The sequence below is a fragment of the Pseudooceanicola spongiae genome (assembly GCF_014899185.1).
GTDB lineage: Bacteria > Pseudomonadota > Alphaproteobacteria > Rhodobacterales > Rhodobacteraceae > Pseudooceanicola > Pseudooceanicola spongiae.
On the sequence record NZ_CP045201.1, the window covers coordinates 2150293 to 2166369 of the forward strand.

Annotated in this window: 15 protein-coding genes; 10 read left to right on the forward strand and 5 right to left on the reverse strand. The window is 65.1% G+C overall.

Features of this window, described 5'->3' with window-relative positions:
* The 7 genes from betA (at position 1) to F3W81_RS10205 (ending at position 8870) form a co-directional block, all read left to right on the forward strand.
* Positions 1-1662 carry a choline dehydrogenase gene (betA, locus tag F3W81_RS10175; RefSeq protein ID WP_193083463.1) on the forward strand — a complete coding sequence of 554 codons (1662 nt, stop codon included), beginning with the start codon at positions 1-3 and terminating at the stop codon, positions 1660-1662.
* A gap of 252 nt (positions 1663-1914) precedes the next feature.
* On the forward strand, positions 1915-2331 hold the full coding sequence (locus tag F3W81_RS10180; RefSeq protein WP_319022312.1) for an NUDIX hydrolase: 417 nt from the start codon (positions 1915-1917) through the stop codon (positions 2329-2331).
* A 78-nt stretch (positions 2332-2409) separates the two neighbouring features.
* The gene (locus F3W81_RS10185) at positions 2410-2847 is read left to right on the forward strand and encodes a DUF1178 family protein (RefSeq protein WP_193083465.1); all 438 of its coding nucleotides are present in this window, start codon (positions 2410-2412) and stop codon (positions 2845-2847) included.
* 30 nt (positions 2848-2877) lie between these two features.
* Positions 2878-3525, forward strand: coding sequence for an SDR family NAD(P)-dependent oxidoreductase (locus tag F3W81_RS10190; RefSeq protein WP_193083466.1), 648 nt, complete (start codon positions 2878-2880; stop codon positions 3523-3525).
* A gap of 119 nt (positions 3526-3644) precedes the next feature.
* Positions 3645-4883, forward strand: coding sequence for an aspartate kinase (locus F3W81_RS10195; protein WP_193083467.1), 1239 nt, complete (start codon positions 3645-3647; stop codon positions 4881-4883).
* 297 nt (positions 4884-5180) lie between these two features.
* Complete coding sequence (gene ptsP / locus F3W81_RS10200) at positions 5181-7442, forward strand: phosphoenolpyruvate--protein phosphotransferase (protein ID WP_193083468.1); 2262 nt, start codon at positions 5181-5183, stop codon at positions 7440-7442.
* A 15-nt stretch (positions 7443-7457) separates the two neighbouring features.
* On the forward strand, positions 7458-8870 hold the full coding sequence (locus tag F3W81_RS10205; protein ID WP_193083469.1) for an FAD-binding oxidoreductase: 1413 nt from the start codon (positions 7458-7460) through the stop codon (positions 8868-8870).
* 134 nt (positions 8871-9004) lie between these two features.
* Here F3W81_RS10205 and F3W81_RS10210 read toward each other — a convergent pair whose 3' ends face one another.
* Both F3W81_RS10210 and F3W81_RS10215 read right to left on the reverse strand, forming a co-directional pair.
* Positions 9005-9535: an adenine phosphoribosyltransferase gene (locus tag F3W81_RS10210; RefSeq protein ID WP_193083470.1), complete on the reverse strand. Its 531-nt coding sequence runs from the start codon at positions 9533-9535 to the stop codon at positions 9005-9007.
* 66 nt (positions 9536-9601) lie between these two features.
* Positions 9602-10465 (reverse strand): S-methyl-5'-thioadenosine phosphorylase, encoded by an 864-nt coding sequence (locus F3W81_RS10215; protein ID WP_226941945.1) that lies wholly within the window; start codon positions 10463-10465, stop codon positions 9602-9604.
* A 207-nt stretch (positions 10466-10672) separates the two neighbouring features.
* On the opposite strand from F3W81_RS10215, the gene F3W81_RS10220 reads away from it, so the two are divergent.
* Positions 10673-12304 carry a SulP family inorganic anion transporter gene (locus F3W81_RS10220; RefSeq protein WP_193083471.1) on the forward strand — a complete coding sequence of 544 codons (1632 nt, stop codon included), beginning with the start codon at positions 10673-10675 and terminating at the stop codon, positions 12302-12304.
* Positions 12305-12370: 66 nt separating this feature from the next.
* Here the strand turns inward: F3W81_RS10220 and F3W81_RS10225 are convergent, their stop codons facing one another.
* A complete protein-coding gene (locus F3W81_RS10225) occupies positions 12371-12979 on the reverse strand; it encodes a flavin reductase family protein (RefSeq protein ID WP_193083472.1) in 609 nt (202 codons plus the stop codon).
* Positions 12980-13055: 76 nt separating this feature from the next.
* Here F3W81_RS10225 and F3W81_RS10230 point away from each other — a divergent pair, with 76 nt between their 5' ends.
* Positions 13056-13541: a GNAT family N-acetyltransferase gene (locus F3W81_RS10230; RefSeq protein WP_193083473.1), complete on the forward strand. Its 486-nt coding sequence runs from the start codon at positions 13056-13058 to the stop codon at positions 13539-13541.
* A gap of 144 nt (positions 13542-13685) precedes the next feature.
* Entirely contained in the window at positions 13686-14450 is a 765-nt protein-coding gene (locus F3W81_RS10235; RefSeq protein WP_193083474.1) for an EcsC family protein, read from the forward strand.
* Positions 14451-14543: 93 nt separating this feature from the next.
* Here F3W81_RS10235 and F3W81_RS10240 read toward each other — a convergent pair whose 3' ends face one another.
* Complete coding sequence (locus F3W81_RS10240) at positions 14544-15368, reverse strand: MBL fold metallo-hydrolase (RefSeq protein ID WP_193083475.1); 825 nt, start codon at positions 15366-15368, stop codon at positions 14544-14546.
* A 116-nt stretch (positions 15369-15484) separates the two neighbouring features.
* Positions 15485-16069, reverse strand: coding sequence for a GNAT family N-acetyltransferase (locus F3W81_RS10245; RefSeq protein WP_193083476.1), 585 nt, complete (start codon positions 16067-16069; stop codon positions 15485-15487).
* Positions 16070-16077 lie beyond the last annotated feature (8 nt).

Genomic DNA, 16077 nt, shown 5'->3' on the forward strand with positions numbered 1-16077 from the left:
ATGGACGCGGATTTCGTCATCATCGGGTCAGGCTCGGCAGGGTCGGTCATGGCCGCGCGGCTGTCGGAAGACGCGGCCAACAGCGTGATTGTGCTTGAGTTCGGCGGCACCGACGCCGGCCCCTTCATCCAGATGCCAGCGGCGCTGAGCTATCCGATGAACATGAAGCGCTATGACTGGGGCTTTGCCTCGGACCCTGAGCCGGGGCTGGGCGGGCGCACTCTGGCGACGCCGCGCGGCAAGGTCGTGGGCGGGTCATCCTCGATCAACGGGATGGTCTATGTGCGCGGTCATGCCCGCGATTTCGACCATTGGGCCGAGAGCGGCGCGGCGGGTTGGGGCTTTGCCGACGTGCTGCCCTACTTCAAGCGCATGGAAGACTGGCACGACGGCGGCCATGGCGGCGACGCCAGCTGGCGTGGCAAGGGCGGCCCGTTGCATGTGACGCGCGGCCCCCGGAAAAACCCGCTGTTTCAGGCCTTTGTCGAGGCTGGCGCCCAGGCGGGGTTCGAGCTGACCGACGACTACAACGGCGAGAAACAGGAAGGCTTCGGCCCGATGGAGCAGACGGTCTGGAAGGGCCGCCGCTGGTCCACCGCCAATGCCTATCTGAAACCGGCGCTCAAGCGCGACAATATCGAACTGGTGCGCTGCTTCGCCCGCCGTGTGGTCATCGAGAATGGCCGTGCCGTGGGTGTCGAGATTGAGCGTGGCGGCAAGATCGAGGTGGTGCGCGCGCGCCGCGAGGTGATCATCGCCGCGTCGTCGATCAACTCGCCCAAGATCCTGATGCTGTCGGGCATCGGCCCTGCGGCGCATCTGGCCGAGCATGGCATCGAGGTGGTCGCCGACCGCCCCGGCGTCGGGCAGAACCTGCAGGACCACCTTGAGCTTTATATCCAGCAGGCCAGCACGCAGCCGATCACGCTCTACAAACACTGGAACCTCTGGGGCAAGGCGATTGCCGGGGCCGAATGGCTGTTCTTCAAGAGCGGTCTGGGCAGCTCGAACCAGTTTGAAAGCGCGGCCTTCATCCGCTCAAAACCCGGTGTCGAATACCCTGACATCCAGTACCACTTTCTGCCGATCGCCGTGCGTTATGACGGCAAGGCGGCGGCCGAGGGGCACGGGTTTCAGGCCCACGTCGGGCCTATGCGCTCAAAATCCCGGGGCGAGATCACGCTGACCAGCGCCGATCCCAAGGATGCGCCGCGGATTTTCTTCAACTACATGTCCCATCCCGACGACTGGGAAGACTTCCGCCACTGCATCCGCACCACGCGCGAGATCTTCGGCCAGGCGGCCTTTGATCCCTATCGCGGCAAGGAAATCATGCCGGGCAGCGCCGCCCAGAGCGACGAGGCGCTGGACGCCCATATCCGCGAACACGCCGAGAGCGCCTATCACCCCTGCGGCACCTGCAAGATGGGGCGCGCGGATGATCCGATGGCCGTGGTCGACCCGGAATGCCGCGTGATCGGCGTCGAGGGACTGCGCGTCGCCGACAGCTCGATCTTTCCGCGCATCACCAATGGCAACCTGAATGGGCCGTCGATCATGGTGGGGGAAAAGGCCTCGGATCACATCCTCGGCAAGGCGATGCTGGCGCCGGAAAATGCCGAGCCCTGGATCAACCCGCGCTGGCAAGAAAGCGACCGCTGAGCCTGCGCAGGAAATAGGCCAAACCCCCTGTGGCACAGGGGGTTTTCCACCCGAATGGGCGAAAATCAACCGCGCCTGCATACAAGTGCTTTGATATCTTAAAAATTTGTTCATTAAATGACAGAAAGATCATCTTGAAACGCCATGTGAATCGCCTCGGCGCGACGTGGTTCAAGGACAAAAACGGCAGGCAGGCACGTGATAGCACAACCGCAGACAGGGTTTCAGCTGAGCCATGAGGGGCACAATGTTGTGCAAACCCAATATGCTGCGCTGTGCTATCGTCTGATCAGGGACAAGCCTCAGGTGCTGCTGATCACCTCGCGCGGGACCGGGCGCTGGATCATCCCGAAGGGCTGGCCGATGCAGGGCAAACCCCCCGGGGCCGCCGCGCTGCAGGAAGCCTATGAGGAAGCGGGCGTGGTCGGGCGCGTGACCGAGCTGCCTCTGGGCATGTATTCCTACGCCAAGACACTGTCGAACGCGCGGCTGGTGCCCTGCATCGGGGTCGTCTACGCGGTGCGCGTCGATGCGATGAAGGGCCGGTTTCCCGAAGAAGGCGAGCGGCGTCGCAAGTGGTTCTCGCGCAAGAAGGCCGCCCGCAAGGTGGGCGAAACCGAACTGGCGCGCATCATCCGCGATTTCGACCCGTCGCAGGTGGATCTCTAGACCCGCGGGTACAGGAAATCTTGCATCTGCCGCGCGCGTGATTATGTGATGGGGCAGAGATATTCCAATGGGTTGCCCATGATCCAGTTCACGCTGAAATGCGACTCCGACCACCGCTTCGACAGCTGGTTCCAGTCTTCTGCGGCCTATGACAAGCTGGCGACGGCGGGCATGGTCAGCTGTTCGGTCTGTGGGTCGAGCAAGGTCAGCAAGGCGCTGATGGCGCCGCGCGTGAACACCGCACAGCCGCCCGAAACTCCGGCCAAACCCACGCGCCCGCTGTCCGAGCCCGCCAGCGACGCCGAACGCGCCATGGCCGAACTGCGCCGCAAGGTCGAGGCGAATGCGACCTATGTGGGCGGCAACTTTGCCAGCGAGGCGCGTGCGATCCACGACGGCTCCAGCCCCGACCGCCCGATCTATGGCGAGGCCAAGCCAGAAGAGGCCCGTGCGCTGATCGAGGAGGGCGTGCCGGTCATGCCCCTGCCCTTCGCGCCGGGCCGCAAGACCAACTAGGCTGACATCGAACCGAAGGGGAGAGGATCCATGCATGTTGTGATCACAGGGGCGAGCCGGGGCATTGGCGAAGGTCTTGCCAGACGCTTTCGCGACCGGGGCGACCGCGTCACGGCCACCTCGACCAAGGGCGGCGATGGTTTGGTGGCGCTGGACGTCACACAGCCCGACAGCATCAAGGCTTTTGCCGAAGCGGTCGAGGGGCCGGTTGATCTGCTGATCTGCAACGCCGGGGTCTACCTCGACAAGGGGCAGGCGCTGGAGGGGGGCTTTGACGCCGCAACCTGGGCGCAGACCATGGCCGTCAATGTCGCGGGGCCGTTCCTGAGTGTGCAGGCGCTGCTGCCAAAGCTGCGCGCCTCGGCGCTGGCGGGCAAGGTCGCGATCATCGCCTCGGCCATGGGCAGCCAGGCACGTGCACCGGGTGGCAGCTATATCTATCGCGCCTCCAAGGCGGCGGTGGTCAATGTCGGGCGCAACCTCGCGGCGGATCTGGCGGCAGATGGCATTGCCGTCGGCGTCTATCATCCGGGCTGGGTGCAGACCGACATGGGCGGCGCGGGCGCGGATATCGACACCGCAACCTCAACCGCCGGGCTGATCCGGCGCTTTGACGCCCTCTCGCCCGCCACCACGGGCTGCTTTGAGGCATGGGACGGCGCACCGATCCCGTTCTGAGGGCGGCTGCGTTGCGCAAAATCGCCTCGCGGCCTTGTAAAAGCGCGCTTGCGCTGCGCCTTGTCCGCGCGTAAACCGCCTGCGATCTGCATGGTAGGACTACGGGCGAAGGACCAGATATGCCTGTTCTCGTGATGAAATTCGGCGGTACTTCCGTCGCCAACCTTGACCGTATCCGCCGCGCTGCCAAGCGCGTGGGGGTTGAGGTCGCTAAAGGCTATGACGTCATCGTCATCGTCTCGGCCATGTCCGGCAAGACCAATGAACTGGTCGGCTGGGTGAACGAGACCTCGCCGATGTATGACGCGCGTGAATATGACGCCGTTGTCAGCTCGGGTGAAAACGTCACCGCCGGGTTGATGGCGCTGACGCTTCAGGAAATGGATATTCCGGCGCGCAGCTGGCAGGGCTGGCAAGTGCCGCTCAAGACCAACAGCGCGCATTCCTCGGCCCGGATCGAAGAGATCCCGAACGACAACATCAACGCCAAGTTCGCCGAGGGCATGAAGGTGGCCGTGGTCGCAGGCTTTCAGGGCGTCAGCCCCGAGGGGCGCATCACCACGCTGGGCCGGGGTGGCTCTGACACCACCGCCGTCGCCTTTGCCGCGGCCTTTGATGCCGAGCGTTGCGATATCTACACGGACGTTGATGGCATTTACACCACCGATCCCCGCGTCGCCCCCAAGGCGCGCAAGCTCGACAAGATCGCCTTCGAGGAAATGCTGGAACTTGCCAGCCTCGGGGCCAAGGTTCTGCAGACCCGCTCGGTCGAGCTGGCGATGCGCTATAACGTCAAACTGCGCGTTCTTTCGAGTTTCGAGGAACCATCCGACACAGCCGGCACCCTTGTCTGTGCCGAGGAGGACATCATGGAATCCAACGTCGTCAACGGGATCGCCTATTCCCGCGAAGAAGCGAAGATGACCCTGATCTCGGTCGCCGACCGTCCGGGCATCGCCGCCAAGATCTTTGGCCCGCTGTCAGAGGCCGGCATCAACGTCGATATGATCATCCAGAACATCGCCGAGGAAGGTCGCACCGACATGACCTTCTCCTGCCCCACTGAACAGGTGAAGCGGGCCGAAAAGGCGCTGAACGATGCCAAGGATCGCGGCGATATCAACTTCCACGACCTGGTCGCCGACACCAACGTCTGCAAGATTTCCGCCGTCGGCATCGGCATGCGGTCGCAATCGGGCGTCGCTGCGAAGATGTTCAAGACCCTCTCGGACGAGGGGATCAACATCAAGGTCATCGCCACCTCCGAGATCAAGATTTCCGTACTGATCGACCGCAAGTACATGGAGCTGGCCGTACAGGCCCTGCATGACGCCTTCGAGCTCGACAAGGCCAACTGATCGGCCGTCTTGCGGCTGCCTGATTATTAGGACAGGCGCCGCGCCGTGACTGCCTGAAAAAACAATTTGATCCGCGCGCTTCGGCGGCGCGGATCAACGCCATAAAAGCGCTGTGGGGCAAGGGCCTGAGCCCGTCTCGCGCTTCGGCCAAAATCCCCCCTGCGCGCATCTGCCCGCGCCTTTGCACTCAGATAGTCGTTTCGCTTGCCCCCCGGCTGTGGTCTAGTCACAGCGGTCGCGAGCCGTGCAGATTTCGCCCGCTCTGCGACCACTAATGGGGACAGGGAACCCGACGGGATGAGCGATTATTTCCAGACCGACAGCCGAAAATTGCTCGGCCGCCTGCGTGAGGTCATGGCCGAACACGCGCTCGGTCAGGCGCGACTGGACCGGATCACCCAGCTGATTGCCGATTCGATGCGCACCGAGGTCTGCTCGGTCTATCTGTTCCGCGACGCCGAAACGCTTGAGCTTTGCGCGACCGAAGGCCTGAAGGCCGAGGCCGTGCACCAGACCCGCATGCGTCTGGGCGAAGGTCTTGTGGGGCGCGTGGCGCGCACTGGCCAGCAGATCAACACGGCGGATGCGCCGAAAGAGGCCGGTTTCCGCTATATGCCCGAAACCGGCGAGGAGATTTACTCCTCCTTCGGCGGTGTGCCGATCCAGCGGCTGGGCGAAACCCTCGGCGTGCTGGTGGTGCAGTCGAAAACCGCGCGCAAATACTCCGACGACGAGATCTATGCGCTGGAAGTGGTCGCCATGGTGCTGGCCGAGATGACCGAGCTGGGCGCCTTCATTGGCGACGGCGCGGCGCTGACCGCGCGCCATACCAAGCCGGTGATGTTTCGCGGCGCCTCGGGCCAGGAAGGCTCGGCCGAGGGGCACGTCTGGCTGCATGAGCCGCGCGTCGTCATCACCAACCCCATCGCCGACGATCCGGTGCGCGAGAACGAGCGCCTGCACGAGGCCGTCGATCAGCTGCGCGTCGGGGTCGATGCCATGCTGCAGGGCGCCTCGGACGGTGACGCCGAACAGCTTGAGGTGCTGGAAGCCTACCGCATGTTCGCCAATTCCAAGGGTTGGATGCGGCGCATGGAGGAGGACATCGGCCGTGGCCTCAGCGCCGAATCTGCCGTTGAAAAAGAACAGAATACCGCCCGTGCCCGTATGGCGACGGTGGCCGATCAGTACCTGCGCGAACGGCTGCACGACCTCGATGACCTGTCCAACCGCCTGCTGCGTATCCTGACCGGGCAAGGCAGCCAGACCGGCGCCGAGCTGCCCTCCGACCCGATCCTTGTGGCGCGTAATATCGGCCCGGCCGAGCTGCTGGATTATGGCCGCTCGCTGCGCGGTATCGTGCTGGAGCAGGGCTCGGTCGGCAGCCACGCCGCGATTGTGGCGCGGGCACTGGCGATCCCGCTGGTGATCCACGCCAGCAATATCACGACCGAGGCGCTGAACGGCGATCACATCATGGTCGACGGCGATCAGGGCATCGCGCACCTGCGCCCCGAGGATTCCATCGTCAGTGCCTTCCGCGACAAGATCGCGATGCAGGCGCAGGCGCAGGAACGCTATGCCTCGATCCGCGAGACGCCCTCGATCACCGCGTGCGGCACGCATCTGTCGCTGCAGATGAATGCCGGGCTGATGGCCGACCTGCCCTCGCTCGAAAGCTCTGGCGCGGATGGCGTTGGCCTGTTCCGCACCGAATTGCAGTTCCTGATCCGCAACCAGATGCCGAAACGCTCTGAGTTGTCGGCGCTCTATTCGCATGTTCTGGACAATGCCAAGGGCAAGCGCGTGGTGTTCCGCACCCTCGACATCGGGTCGGACAAGGTGCTGAGCTACATGAAGCCCAACGACGAGCCGAACCCCGCGCTCGGCTGGCGGGCGATCCGGGTCGGCCTCGACAAACCCGGCGTAATGCGGATGCAGTTGCAGGCGTTGCTGCGCGCCGCCAAGGGACGGCCGCTGACGGTGATGTTCCCCTTCGTCGCGCAATACGAGGAATACCGCGCCGCCTGCGCCGAAATGGACAAGGCGCTGGAGCGCGAGCGTATTCTGGGCCATCCGGTGCCCGAAACGCTGGAAATAGGGGCGATGCTGGAAACCCCCAGCCTCGCCTTCGCGCCGCGTGCCTTCTTTGAAGAGGTGCAGTTCCTCTCGATCGGCGGCAATGACCTCAAGCAGTTCTTCTTTGCGGCGGACCGCGAAAACGAACGGGTGCGCCGGCGCTACGACACGCTGAACATCTCGTTCCTGACCTTCCTGCGCCAGATCGTCGAGCGCTGCGAGGAGACGAACACCCCGCTGTCGTTCTGCGGCGAAGACGCTGGCCGCCCGGTCGAGGCCGTCTGCCTTGCCGCCATGGGCCTGCGGACCCTGTCGATGCGCCCGGCCTCCATCGGGCCGGTGAAAAGCCTGCTGATGCGTGTCGACCTTGGTGTCGTGCGTCAGGTGATCGACGCCGCCGCCGCGCGCGGCGATCAATCCGCGCGCCATGCGGTGATGGAGTATCTGCGCACCACACCTGCCGCCGAGACGCAATCCTGACGACAAGAGACCCAAATGCCCCATCTCAATGACGTCGACGAGACCTTCGTCGCCACCCTGCACGACCTTTTGCCCGATGCCGCCTTTCGCGATATCGCGGGCTACATCGAGGAGCCCCGCGGCAGCTGGAGCGGCAAGGCGGGCGTCGTCGTCGCCCCCGGCTCGACTGCCGAGGTGTCGGCGGTGATGCAGGCCGCCAATGCCGCGCGCGTCGCCGTCATTCCCTATGGCGGGGGCACCGGGCTGGTCGGGGGACAGATCCTGCAGGACGGCCCCCTGCCCCTGATCCTGTCGATGGAGCGGATGACCAGGATCCGCCATATCGACGCCTTCGAGAACGTGCTGATCGCCGAGGCCGGGACCATCGTCGAGCAGCTGCATCAGGCGGCGGAGGCCATCGACCGGCTGTTCCCCCTCAGCTTTGCGGCGCAAGGCTCGGCCCGGATCGGCGGCAGTCTGGGCACCAATGCGGGCGGGCTGAACGTGCTGCGCTATGGCAACACACGCGATCTGTGCCTGGGGCTTGAGGTGGTCATGGCCGACGGGCGGGTGATGAACACCCTCAAACGCCTGCGCAAGGACAACACCGGCTACGATCTACGCAACCTGATGATCGGCTCCGAAGGGACGCTGGGCGTGATCACCGCCGCCGCGCTGAAGCTGTTCCCGCGTCCCGCCGCCCGCGCCACCGCGCTGATGGTCGTGCCCTCGCCTCAGGCCGCGCTGGAGCTGCTGGCCAAGACCCGCGACCACGCGGGCGAAAGCATCTCGGCCTTCGAGCTGATCTCGGGCATGGGGCTGCAGTTTCTGGCGAAAGAGCTGCCCGACATCCGCCGCCCCTTTGATCCCGCCCCCGACTGGATGGTGCTGACCGAGCTGGGTCTCGCCACGGGCGGTCAGCCCGAAGCGATGCTGGAGGCGATCTTCGAGGAGGCGTTTGAGGCCGGTCTGGTCAGCGACGGCATCATCGCCCAGAACGCCACGCAGGCGGCTGAGCTGTGGACGGTGCGCGAAACCATCCCCGAGGCGAACCGGCTGACCGGTGCCATCTCAAGCCACGATATTTCGGTGCCGATCACCAGCCTGCCCGCCTTCATCGAGGAAGGCCGCCAGATCCTTGCCGGGATGGGCCCCTATCGGCTGAACTGCTTTGGCCACCTCGGCGACGGCAACATGCACTACAACGTCTTCCCGCCCGAGGGGCACTCCAAGGCCGAATACGCCGCGCACAAGGCGCCGGTGATGGAGGCGATCCACGATCTGGTCGCGGCCTATGGGGGCTCGATCAGCGCCGAACATGGCATCGGACGGCTGAAGGCGGCGGACCTCGCGCGCTACGGCGATCCGGTCAAGCTGGAGCTGATGCGCGGCATCAAGGATCTGTTCGACCCGAATGGCATTCTGAACCCCGGCGCAGTCCTGCTCTGACGCCAACCTGAAATGACGCGCCCTGCCGGGGGGGGGGAGGCAGGGCGCGTCGGCAGATCGGGGTCGAACCGTTGCAAGCAGAAGCGGTACCCGACTGTGCTGTCTCGATAACGCGATCATCCTTAAGGCGGAGTTTACGTGCCCTCGAATTCGCAGAGGGCATGCACCTCCATGCCCATGCCTTCCAACCGCGCCCGCCCACCAAGTTCGGGCAGGTCGACGATGAAGGCACAGCCCATGATGGTGCCGCCCAGACGCTCGATCAGCTTGATCCCGGCCTCGGCGGTGCCGCCCGTCGCCAGCAGATCATCGACCAGCAGAATGCGCTCTCCGCCCGCAATGGCATCCTCGTGGATCTCGACCTCGGCCTTGCCATACTCCAACGTATAGCTCTCGCCCAGCGTCGGCCCCGGCAGCTTGCCCTTCTTGCGGATCGGCACAAACCCGACCGAAAGCTGATGCGCAATCGCCCCGCCAAGGATGAAGCCGCGCGCCTCAAGCCCGACGACCTTGTCGATGCGCATGCCTGCATAGGGGTGCAGCATCTGATCCACCGCGAGGCGCAGCCCGCGCGGGTCTGAGAACAGCGTCGTCACGTCTCGAAACAGGATGCCCTTATGCGGGAAATCGGGGATCGTGCGGATGTAGTCCTTGACGGTCTTCACTATGGCCTCCCTGCGGCAGCTTGATCGCGCAAGTGTTGGCCGATGGCTGCGCGTCGGGCAAGCGTCTCAGCCCAGAACGCGGCCTGCAACGGCGTCGAGTTTCCCTAACAGCACAGGGTCGCGCTTGCCCGGCGCGGTCATGATGGCGAAATCCAGCGCCGTTTCGCACCCCGTCGGGCAGCCCGCCCCACCGAAGATCCGTGCAAGATTGGCCACGGTATCGCGCGCATGCGCCGCATTGCCCTGCAACACCGCCACGATGGAGGCGACATCGACATCGCCGTGATCGGGATGCCAGCTGTCGTAATCGGTGACCATGGCGATGGTGGCATAGTGCAGCTCGGCCTCACGCGCCAGTTTCGCCTCGGGCATGTTGGTCATGCCGATGACGTCGCACCCCCAGACCTCGCGGTACATCCGGCTCTCGGCCAGGGTCGAAAATTGCGGCCCCTCCATCACCAGATAGGTGCCGCCCTCGTGTACCGTGACGCCGGCTTGTCGCGCCGCATCGCCCGCCGCGCGCGACAGCCCCATGCAGATCGGATGCGCCATTGAGACATGCGCCACGCAGCCCGTACCGAAAAAGCTGCTCTCGCGCGACACGGTCCGATCAATATACTGATCCACCATGACAAAATGCCCCGGCGCCATCTCGTCCCGGAACGATCCACAGGCCGAGATCGACAGCACATGCGTCGCCCCCAGCCGCTTGAGCGCGTCGATATTGGCGCGGTAGGGCACGTCCGTCGGACTGTGCACATGGCCCCGCCCGTGGCGCGGCAGGAACGCCATGGCGACCCCGTGCAGCCGCCCCGTCAGGATCTGATCCGAGGGCGCACCCCAGGGCGTGTCGACGCTCTGCCACTGCGCCTCCTCAAGCCCGTCGATGTCGTAGATCCCCGATCCGCCAATCACCGCCAGCATTGTCATGATCCGCCTCCCTGCCCTGTTAGCCTCATGTCTGACGCGGGCGGTGCGGGGCTGCAATCGTGATGACGTGGCCACAGCGCACTGAGACGCCAAAATCCCACGCCACTGGGCGTTTTGCCTCAGCTTTCGCCCCATTGCCTTGCCGCATAGCAGCAAACAGGCTAGTCCCTGCGCAAACATCTCAACATTCGCATCCGGAAGGGTCCCATGCCCAAAGCCAAACTCGCGGCCTTTGCCAATCGCATCACCATGCCTGACCTGCGCCTTGCGCCGACCGACACCGGGCTGTCGCCCACCCGTATCCGGATCGAGCTGCTGTCGGGTCTGACCGTGGCGCTGGCGCTGGTGCCCGAGGCGGTGGCCTTTGCCTTTGTCGCTGACGTCAATCCGCTGGTGGGCCTCTATGCCGCCTTCATCATTGGCCTGATCACCGCGGTGATCGGGGGACGGCCCGGCATGATCTCGGGCGCGACGGGGGCGATTGCGGTCGTCATCGTGGCGCTGGTGGCCCAGCACGGGGCCCAGTACCTGTTTGCCGCCGTTGTGCTGATGGGGATCATCCAGATCTTCGTCGGCTTCATGCGGTGGGGCAAGTTCATCCGACTGGTGCCGCATCCGGTGATGCTGGGCTTCGTCAACGGGCTGGCCATCGTGATCTTCCTCGCCCAGCTCAGCCAGTTCAAGGTGCCCGGCACGACCGAGGCCTCTGGCCACGGCGCGGGTGGTGGCGAATGGCTGTCGGGCGGACCGATGGCGCTGATGCTGGGCCTCGTCGCGCTGACCATGCTGATCGTCTGGGGCATGCCGCGCCTGACCAAGGTGATCCCGGCGCCGTTGGCTGGCATCGGCATCACCGCCATTCTGGTGATCGTGCTGGGCCTTGATGTGCCGCGCGTCGGCGACATGGCCTCGATCAACGGTGGGCTGCCGAGCTTTCATATCCCGATGGTGCCCTTCACCTGGGAAACCCTGCAGATCATCCTGCCCTATTCGATCATCATGGCGATGGTCGGCCTGATTGAATCGCTTCTGACGCTGAACCTCGTGGGCGAGATGACCGGCCAGCGCGGCGGAGCGAGCCAGGAATGCGTCGCCCAAGGCACCGCCAACGTCGTCACCGGGTTCTTCGGGGGCATGGGCGGCTGCGCGATGATCGGCCAGTCGATGATCAACGTAAAATCCGGTGGCCGCACCCGCATCGCCGGGATCGCCGCCGCTCTGTTCCTGCTCAGCTTCATCCTGTTTGCCGCGCCGCTGATCGAACAGATCCCGCTGGCGGCGCTGGTCGGGGTGATGTTCATGGTGGTGATCGGCACCTTCGCCTGGAACTCGTTCAAGATCCTGGCCAAGGTCCCGATGACCGATGCCGTCGTCATCGTGCTTGTGACGGTCGTAACCGTGATGACCGACCTTGCGACCGCCGTGGTCATCGGCGTCATCGTCTCGGCCCTCGCCTATGCCTGGAACAACGCCCGCCGGATCTACGCCAACACCTATATCTCGGACGAAGGCGCCAAGGTCTATCAGATCAACGGCCCGCTGTTCTTCGGCTCCTCCGATGGCTTTTCCGAGCTGTTCACGGTTGAGGCCGACCCCGATCTGGTGATCGTCGACTTCCAGATGAGCCGCGTGGTCGACCAGTCCGCCCTGCAGGCGATCGAGGCGATTGCCGGCAAATACGAGGAGATGGGCAAACTGATCCAGCTGCGCCACCTCAGCCGCGATTGTCACCGCCTGCTGAAAAAGGCCGGGCACCTCGTCGTCGACAGCAACGATGACCCCGATTACGAGCTGGCGGTGGATTACAACGTCCGCACCGGGATCCTCGGCAGTCACTGATCCAAGACATGAAAAAAGGGCCGGTCCGCGCACAGCAGACCGGCCCTTTTTGTGCGCTACGCCGCCTCAGCTCTGGCCGGGACGGTTCAGCGAGAAGACCTCAGAGATCGCGGCATAGTCGCGATACCCGAGGCGGCTCAGCGGTTTATAGGTGGTGATGTCGAAGATGCCGTCGATCAGGCAATTGTCGCGCATGTAGACGCCGGTGACCTCGCCCAGCACCAGAATATTGCTGTCGCCCTTCAGCTCGATCATCTGCGTCATACGGCATTCCAGCGCGGCGGGGGCGGCGGCGACGCGCGGGCAGTTGATCGTCTCGCACTCGGCCTTTTCCAGACCGGCATGGGCGAACTCATCCTCGCCCGCGGGCAGGTGGGCGGAGCTGGCGTTCATCGCGTCGCGCAGGGCGAATTCCACGATATTGACGCAGAACACCCCGGTGTCGCGAATGTTGGAGACGCTGTCCTTGCCGAAATCCCGGTCCGCCTTGCTGGAAAGGGACGAAAACATCACCTGTGGCGGTGTATCGGCAATGGCGTTGAAAAACGAATAGGGCGCGAGGTTATCGAGCCCATTGCCGTCGCGGGTCGAGATCCAGCCGATGGGCCGGGGCGTGACAATCGCCTTGAACGGATTATGTGGCAGGCCGTGACCATCTTCAGGCTTGTAGAACATCTTTGCCTCCTACGGTTTGATGCTGGTCTAAACGCGTGCTAGGTGCGTTTCCACCTGAAAAACAGAATGGCGGCCTATGTTTACCCTGACCCCCGAAAGTAATGACGATTGGTGGGAGGTCGAGGGCCTCTATGACCTGTGCTTCGCGCCCGGGCGCACGGCGTTGAGTTCGTACCGGCTGCGCGATGATGTCCCGCCGGTGGAGGGGCTGAGCCATGTCGCGCGCGACCGTCAGGGCATTCTGGCAGGCGCGATCCGCTACTGGCCGGTGCGCGTCGGCGGGCAGGATGCCCTTCTGCTCGGCCCCGTGGCAGTGCACCCGACCCATCAGGGCGAAGGTCTGGGCGGGCTGTTGATGAACGCCTCGCTGCGCCGCGCGGGCGAGACCGGCTGGCAGCGCGTCATGCTGGTGGGCGATGCGCCCTATTACAGCCGCTTCGGCTTTTCCCGCCTCACCGGGGTCGAGATGCCACCGCCCACCAACCCCGACCGGATCCTGGGACTTGCGCTGGTGGAGGGCGCCTGGACCGGCGTCAAAGGGCCGGTGACCCGCGCGATCTGAGCTTGGCCCTTGCTGCCGGGGCGGCTTTTGCCGACACTGACCCGGCGCGGCTTTGTGCCTGTGCGCGTCAACTGCGTGACCAGCCCCTTTATCTGGCCGCCGCCCGCCCCATCTATGAAGGGTGTTCGCACCCCGGAGAGACCCATGCCCAAGGATGTCCCCCTGCCCCCCGACATCACCGCCGAGATCGAAGATCTGGCGCGACGTTACCGGCGCGCGGGTGGGCCCGGCTTGCAGGTGCTGACCCTGCTGGGCGGCAAGGCGGAAGGTCTGCTGGACAGGCTGCCCCTCGCGATCCGCAGCCGACTCGACAGTGCCAGCGAGGCGGCGCTGAGGACGGCAATGCGCGCCGCACAGAGCTCTCGTGGGGTGGTACGCGACCAGCCGGGCTGGCTGAACCTGGCGGTGACCACGGGCCTCGGGGCGGCGGGCGGCATGGGTGGGCTGCCAACGGCTCTCGCCGAGCTGCCAGTGACGACCACGATGCTGTTGCGCACCATTCAGGGGGTCGCGGCGCAGCACGGCTTTGATCCCGCGGAAGAGAACGTTCAGTTTGATTCCATTCAGGTCTTTGCCTCGGCCGGGCCACTGGGACATGACGACGGTGCCGACATGGGCTTTCTCGCCAGCCGGGTGACGCTGACGGGCGCGACGGTGCACGGTCTGATCGCGCGCGTTGCCCCACGGCTGGCGACGGTGATGGGCCAGAAGCTGGCCGCACAGACCGTGCCGCTGCTGGGTGCGGCAGCGGGGGCGGCGACGAACTATGCCTATACGAGCTATTATCAGCAGATGGCGCAGGTGCATTTCGGGATGCGGCGGCTGGCGATCGAGGCCGATGTGGCGCAGGACGATCTGGTCGAGGCCCTGCGCGCCGAGGTGACGAAGAAGCCGCTCAGCAAGATGTGAGGGCGGCTGGGGGCGCTGCCCCCTTGAGGCCAGAGGGCCTCAATTCCCCCGAAGTATTTTTGGCAAGATGACTGGGCGCCGTGGCGCATCGGGTCAGTCCGGGGCATCTGTCAGGGTCTGGGGTTGCAACACGATGATCGTCGGGCGCGCTGGCAGGTCGCGCAGGGAGAGCGTGAGGTCGCTGGTGGTGCGACGCTCGATCGCGAAGCTGTCGGACGTTTCCGTGAGAAACCACTCAAGGCTGGCGCCGCTGAACCAGTGCATTGGCAGCACGACGCTGCTTTTCAGCCGTTCGACCACGCGCACCATCGAAGGGGTGTCGAGGGTCATGCCGCCGTCGACCGGCACCATGAGCACATCGAGGCGGCCGATGGCGGCGTATTGGGCATCGCTCGGTTCGTGGTGCAGGTGGCCGAGGTGGCCGATGCACAGCCCCTCCACCTCGAAGATGAAGATGGAGTTGCCGTTGTCCTCGACCCCGCCTTGCGCGCTGCGGATATCGGTCGAGACGTTGCGCACCAGAAGGTCGCCGACTTCGAGGTCGTGATCGGCGGGCTGGCCGAAGGTGTCGGACCAGCCGCGCAGCACATGTGGGATGGCGGGGTCAGGAAAGCGCGCCCAGTGGCTGGAATGGGCGTGGTTCATCGTCACCACGTCCGGCAGGAAGTCCGCCGAGCCAATGAAGCCGGGGAAGTCCGTCACCGCCGAGACGCCGCCCGGGGTTTGCAGCAGGAAGGCCGAGTGGGTGAGGTAGCTGATGCGCACCGTGTAGTCGGGCAGCGGGTCGCGGAAGCTGGCCTGCTGGATGTAGGAGAGGCCGGGCGCGGCGTCTGCGATGGCAATGCAGTGGCTCGGGCGGCTTTGCGCCGTGGCAAGGCCCGGGCTGAGCAGGGCAAGGGCGAGCAGGATGCGGATCATGGGTCAGGTCCTCCTGCACCTCATGCTAGCAGGGGGAGGGCCGGAGCGGCGGTCACGCTCGCGTGAGGCGGCGGTTTCGCAGGGCGACTGCCACCAAATTGGTCAGACGGCGTCAGTCAACCCGCATCCGTGCGTCCACGGCGGTCCATGCGCAGCGCCGCATAGAGGACATGGGTGCGCCAGCGGCCGTTGATCTGCAGATAGCTTTGCGCGACGCCCTCGTACTTGAAGCCGCAGCTCTCCAGCAGGCGGCGCGAGGGGGTGTTTTCGGGCAGGCAGGCGGCTTCGATCCGGCTCAAGTCCATGCGGTGGAAGGCGTGATGCACCACGGCCGAGATCGCCTCGCGCATGAAGCCCTGGCGCGCGTGGCGTTCGGCGACCCAGTAGCCCAGCGTGCCCGAAAGGCTGGGGCCACGGCGGATATTGTCGAGGGTGATCGCGCCCAGCAGCGCCTCGTCCGCGCGCCGTTCGAGAAACAGCGGCAGCGCGGTGCCGCCGGTGATCGCGCGCTGCGCCCAATAGACCCGGTTGGTGAAGCTGCGCCGCGACAGGTGATCGACGGCCCAGGTCGGTTCCCACGGGGTCAGGAAGTCGATGCTGGACTGGCGCAACTCGACCCAAGGCCGGTAGTCCGGATGCGCCGGCGGCCGGAGCGTCATGCGCTCCGTCTCGACCCGGATCTTGCGCCGGACCCGCAACATCACGCTGC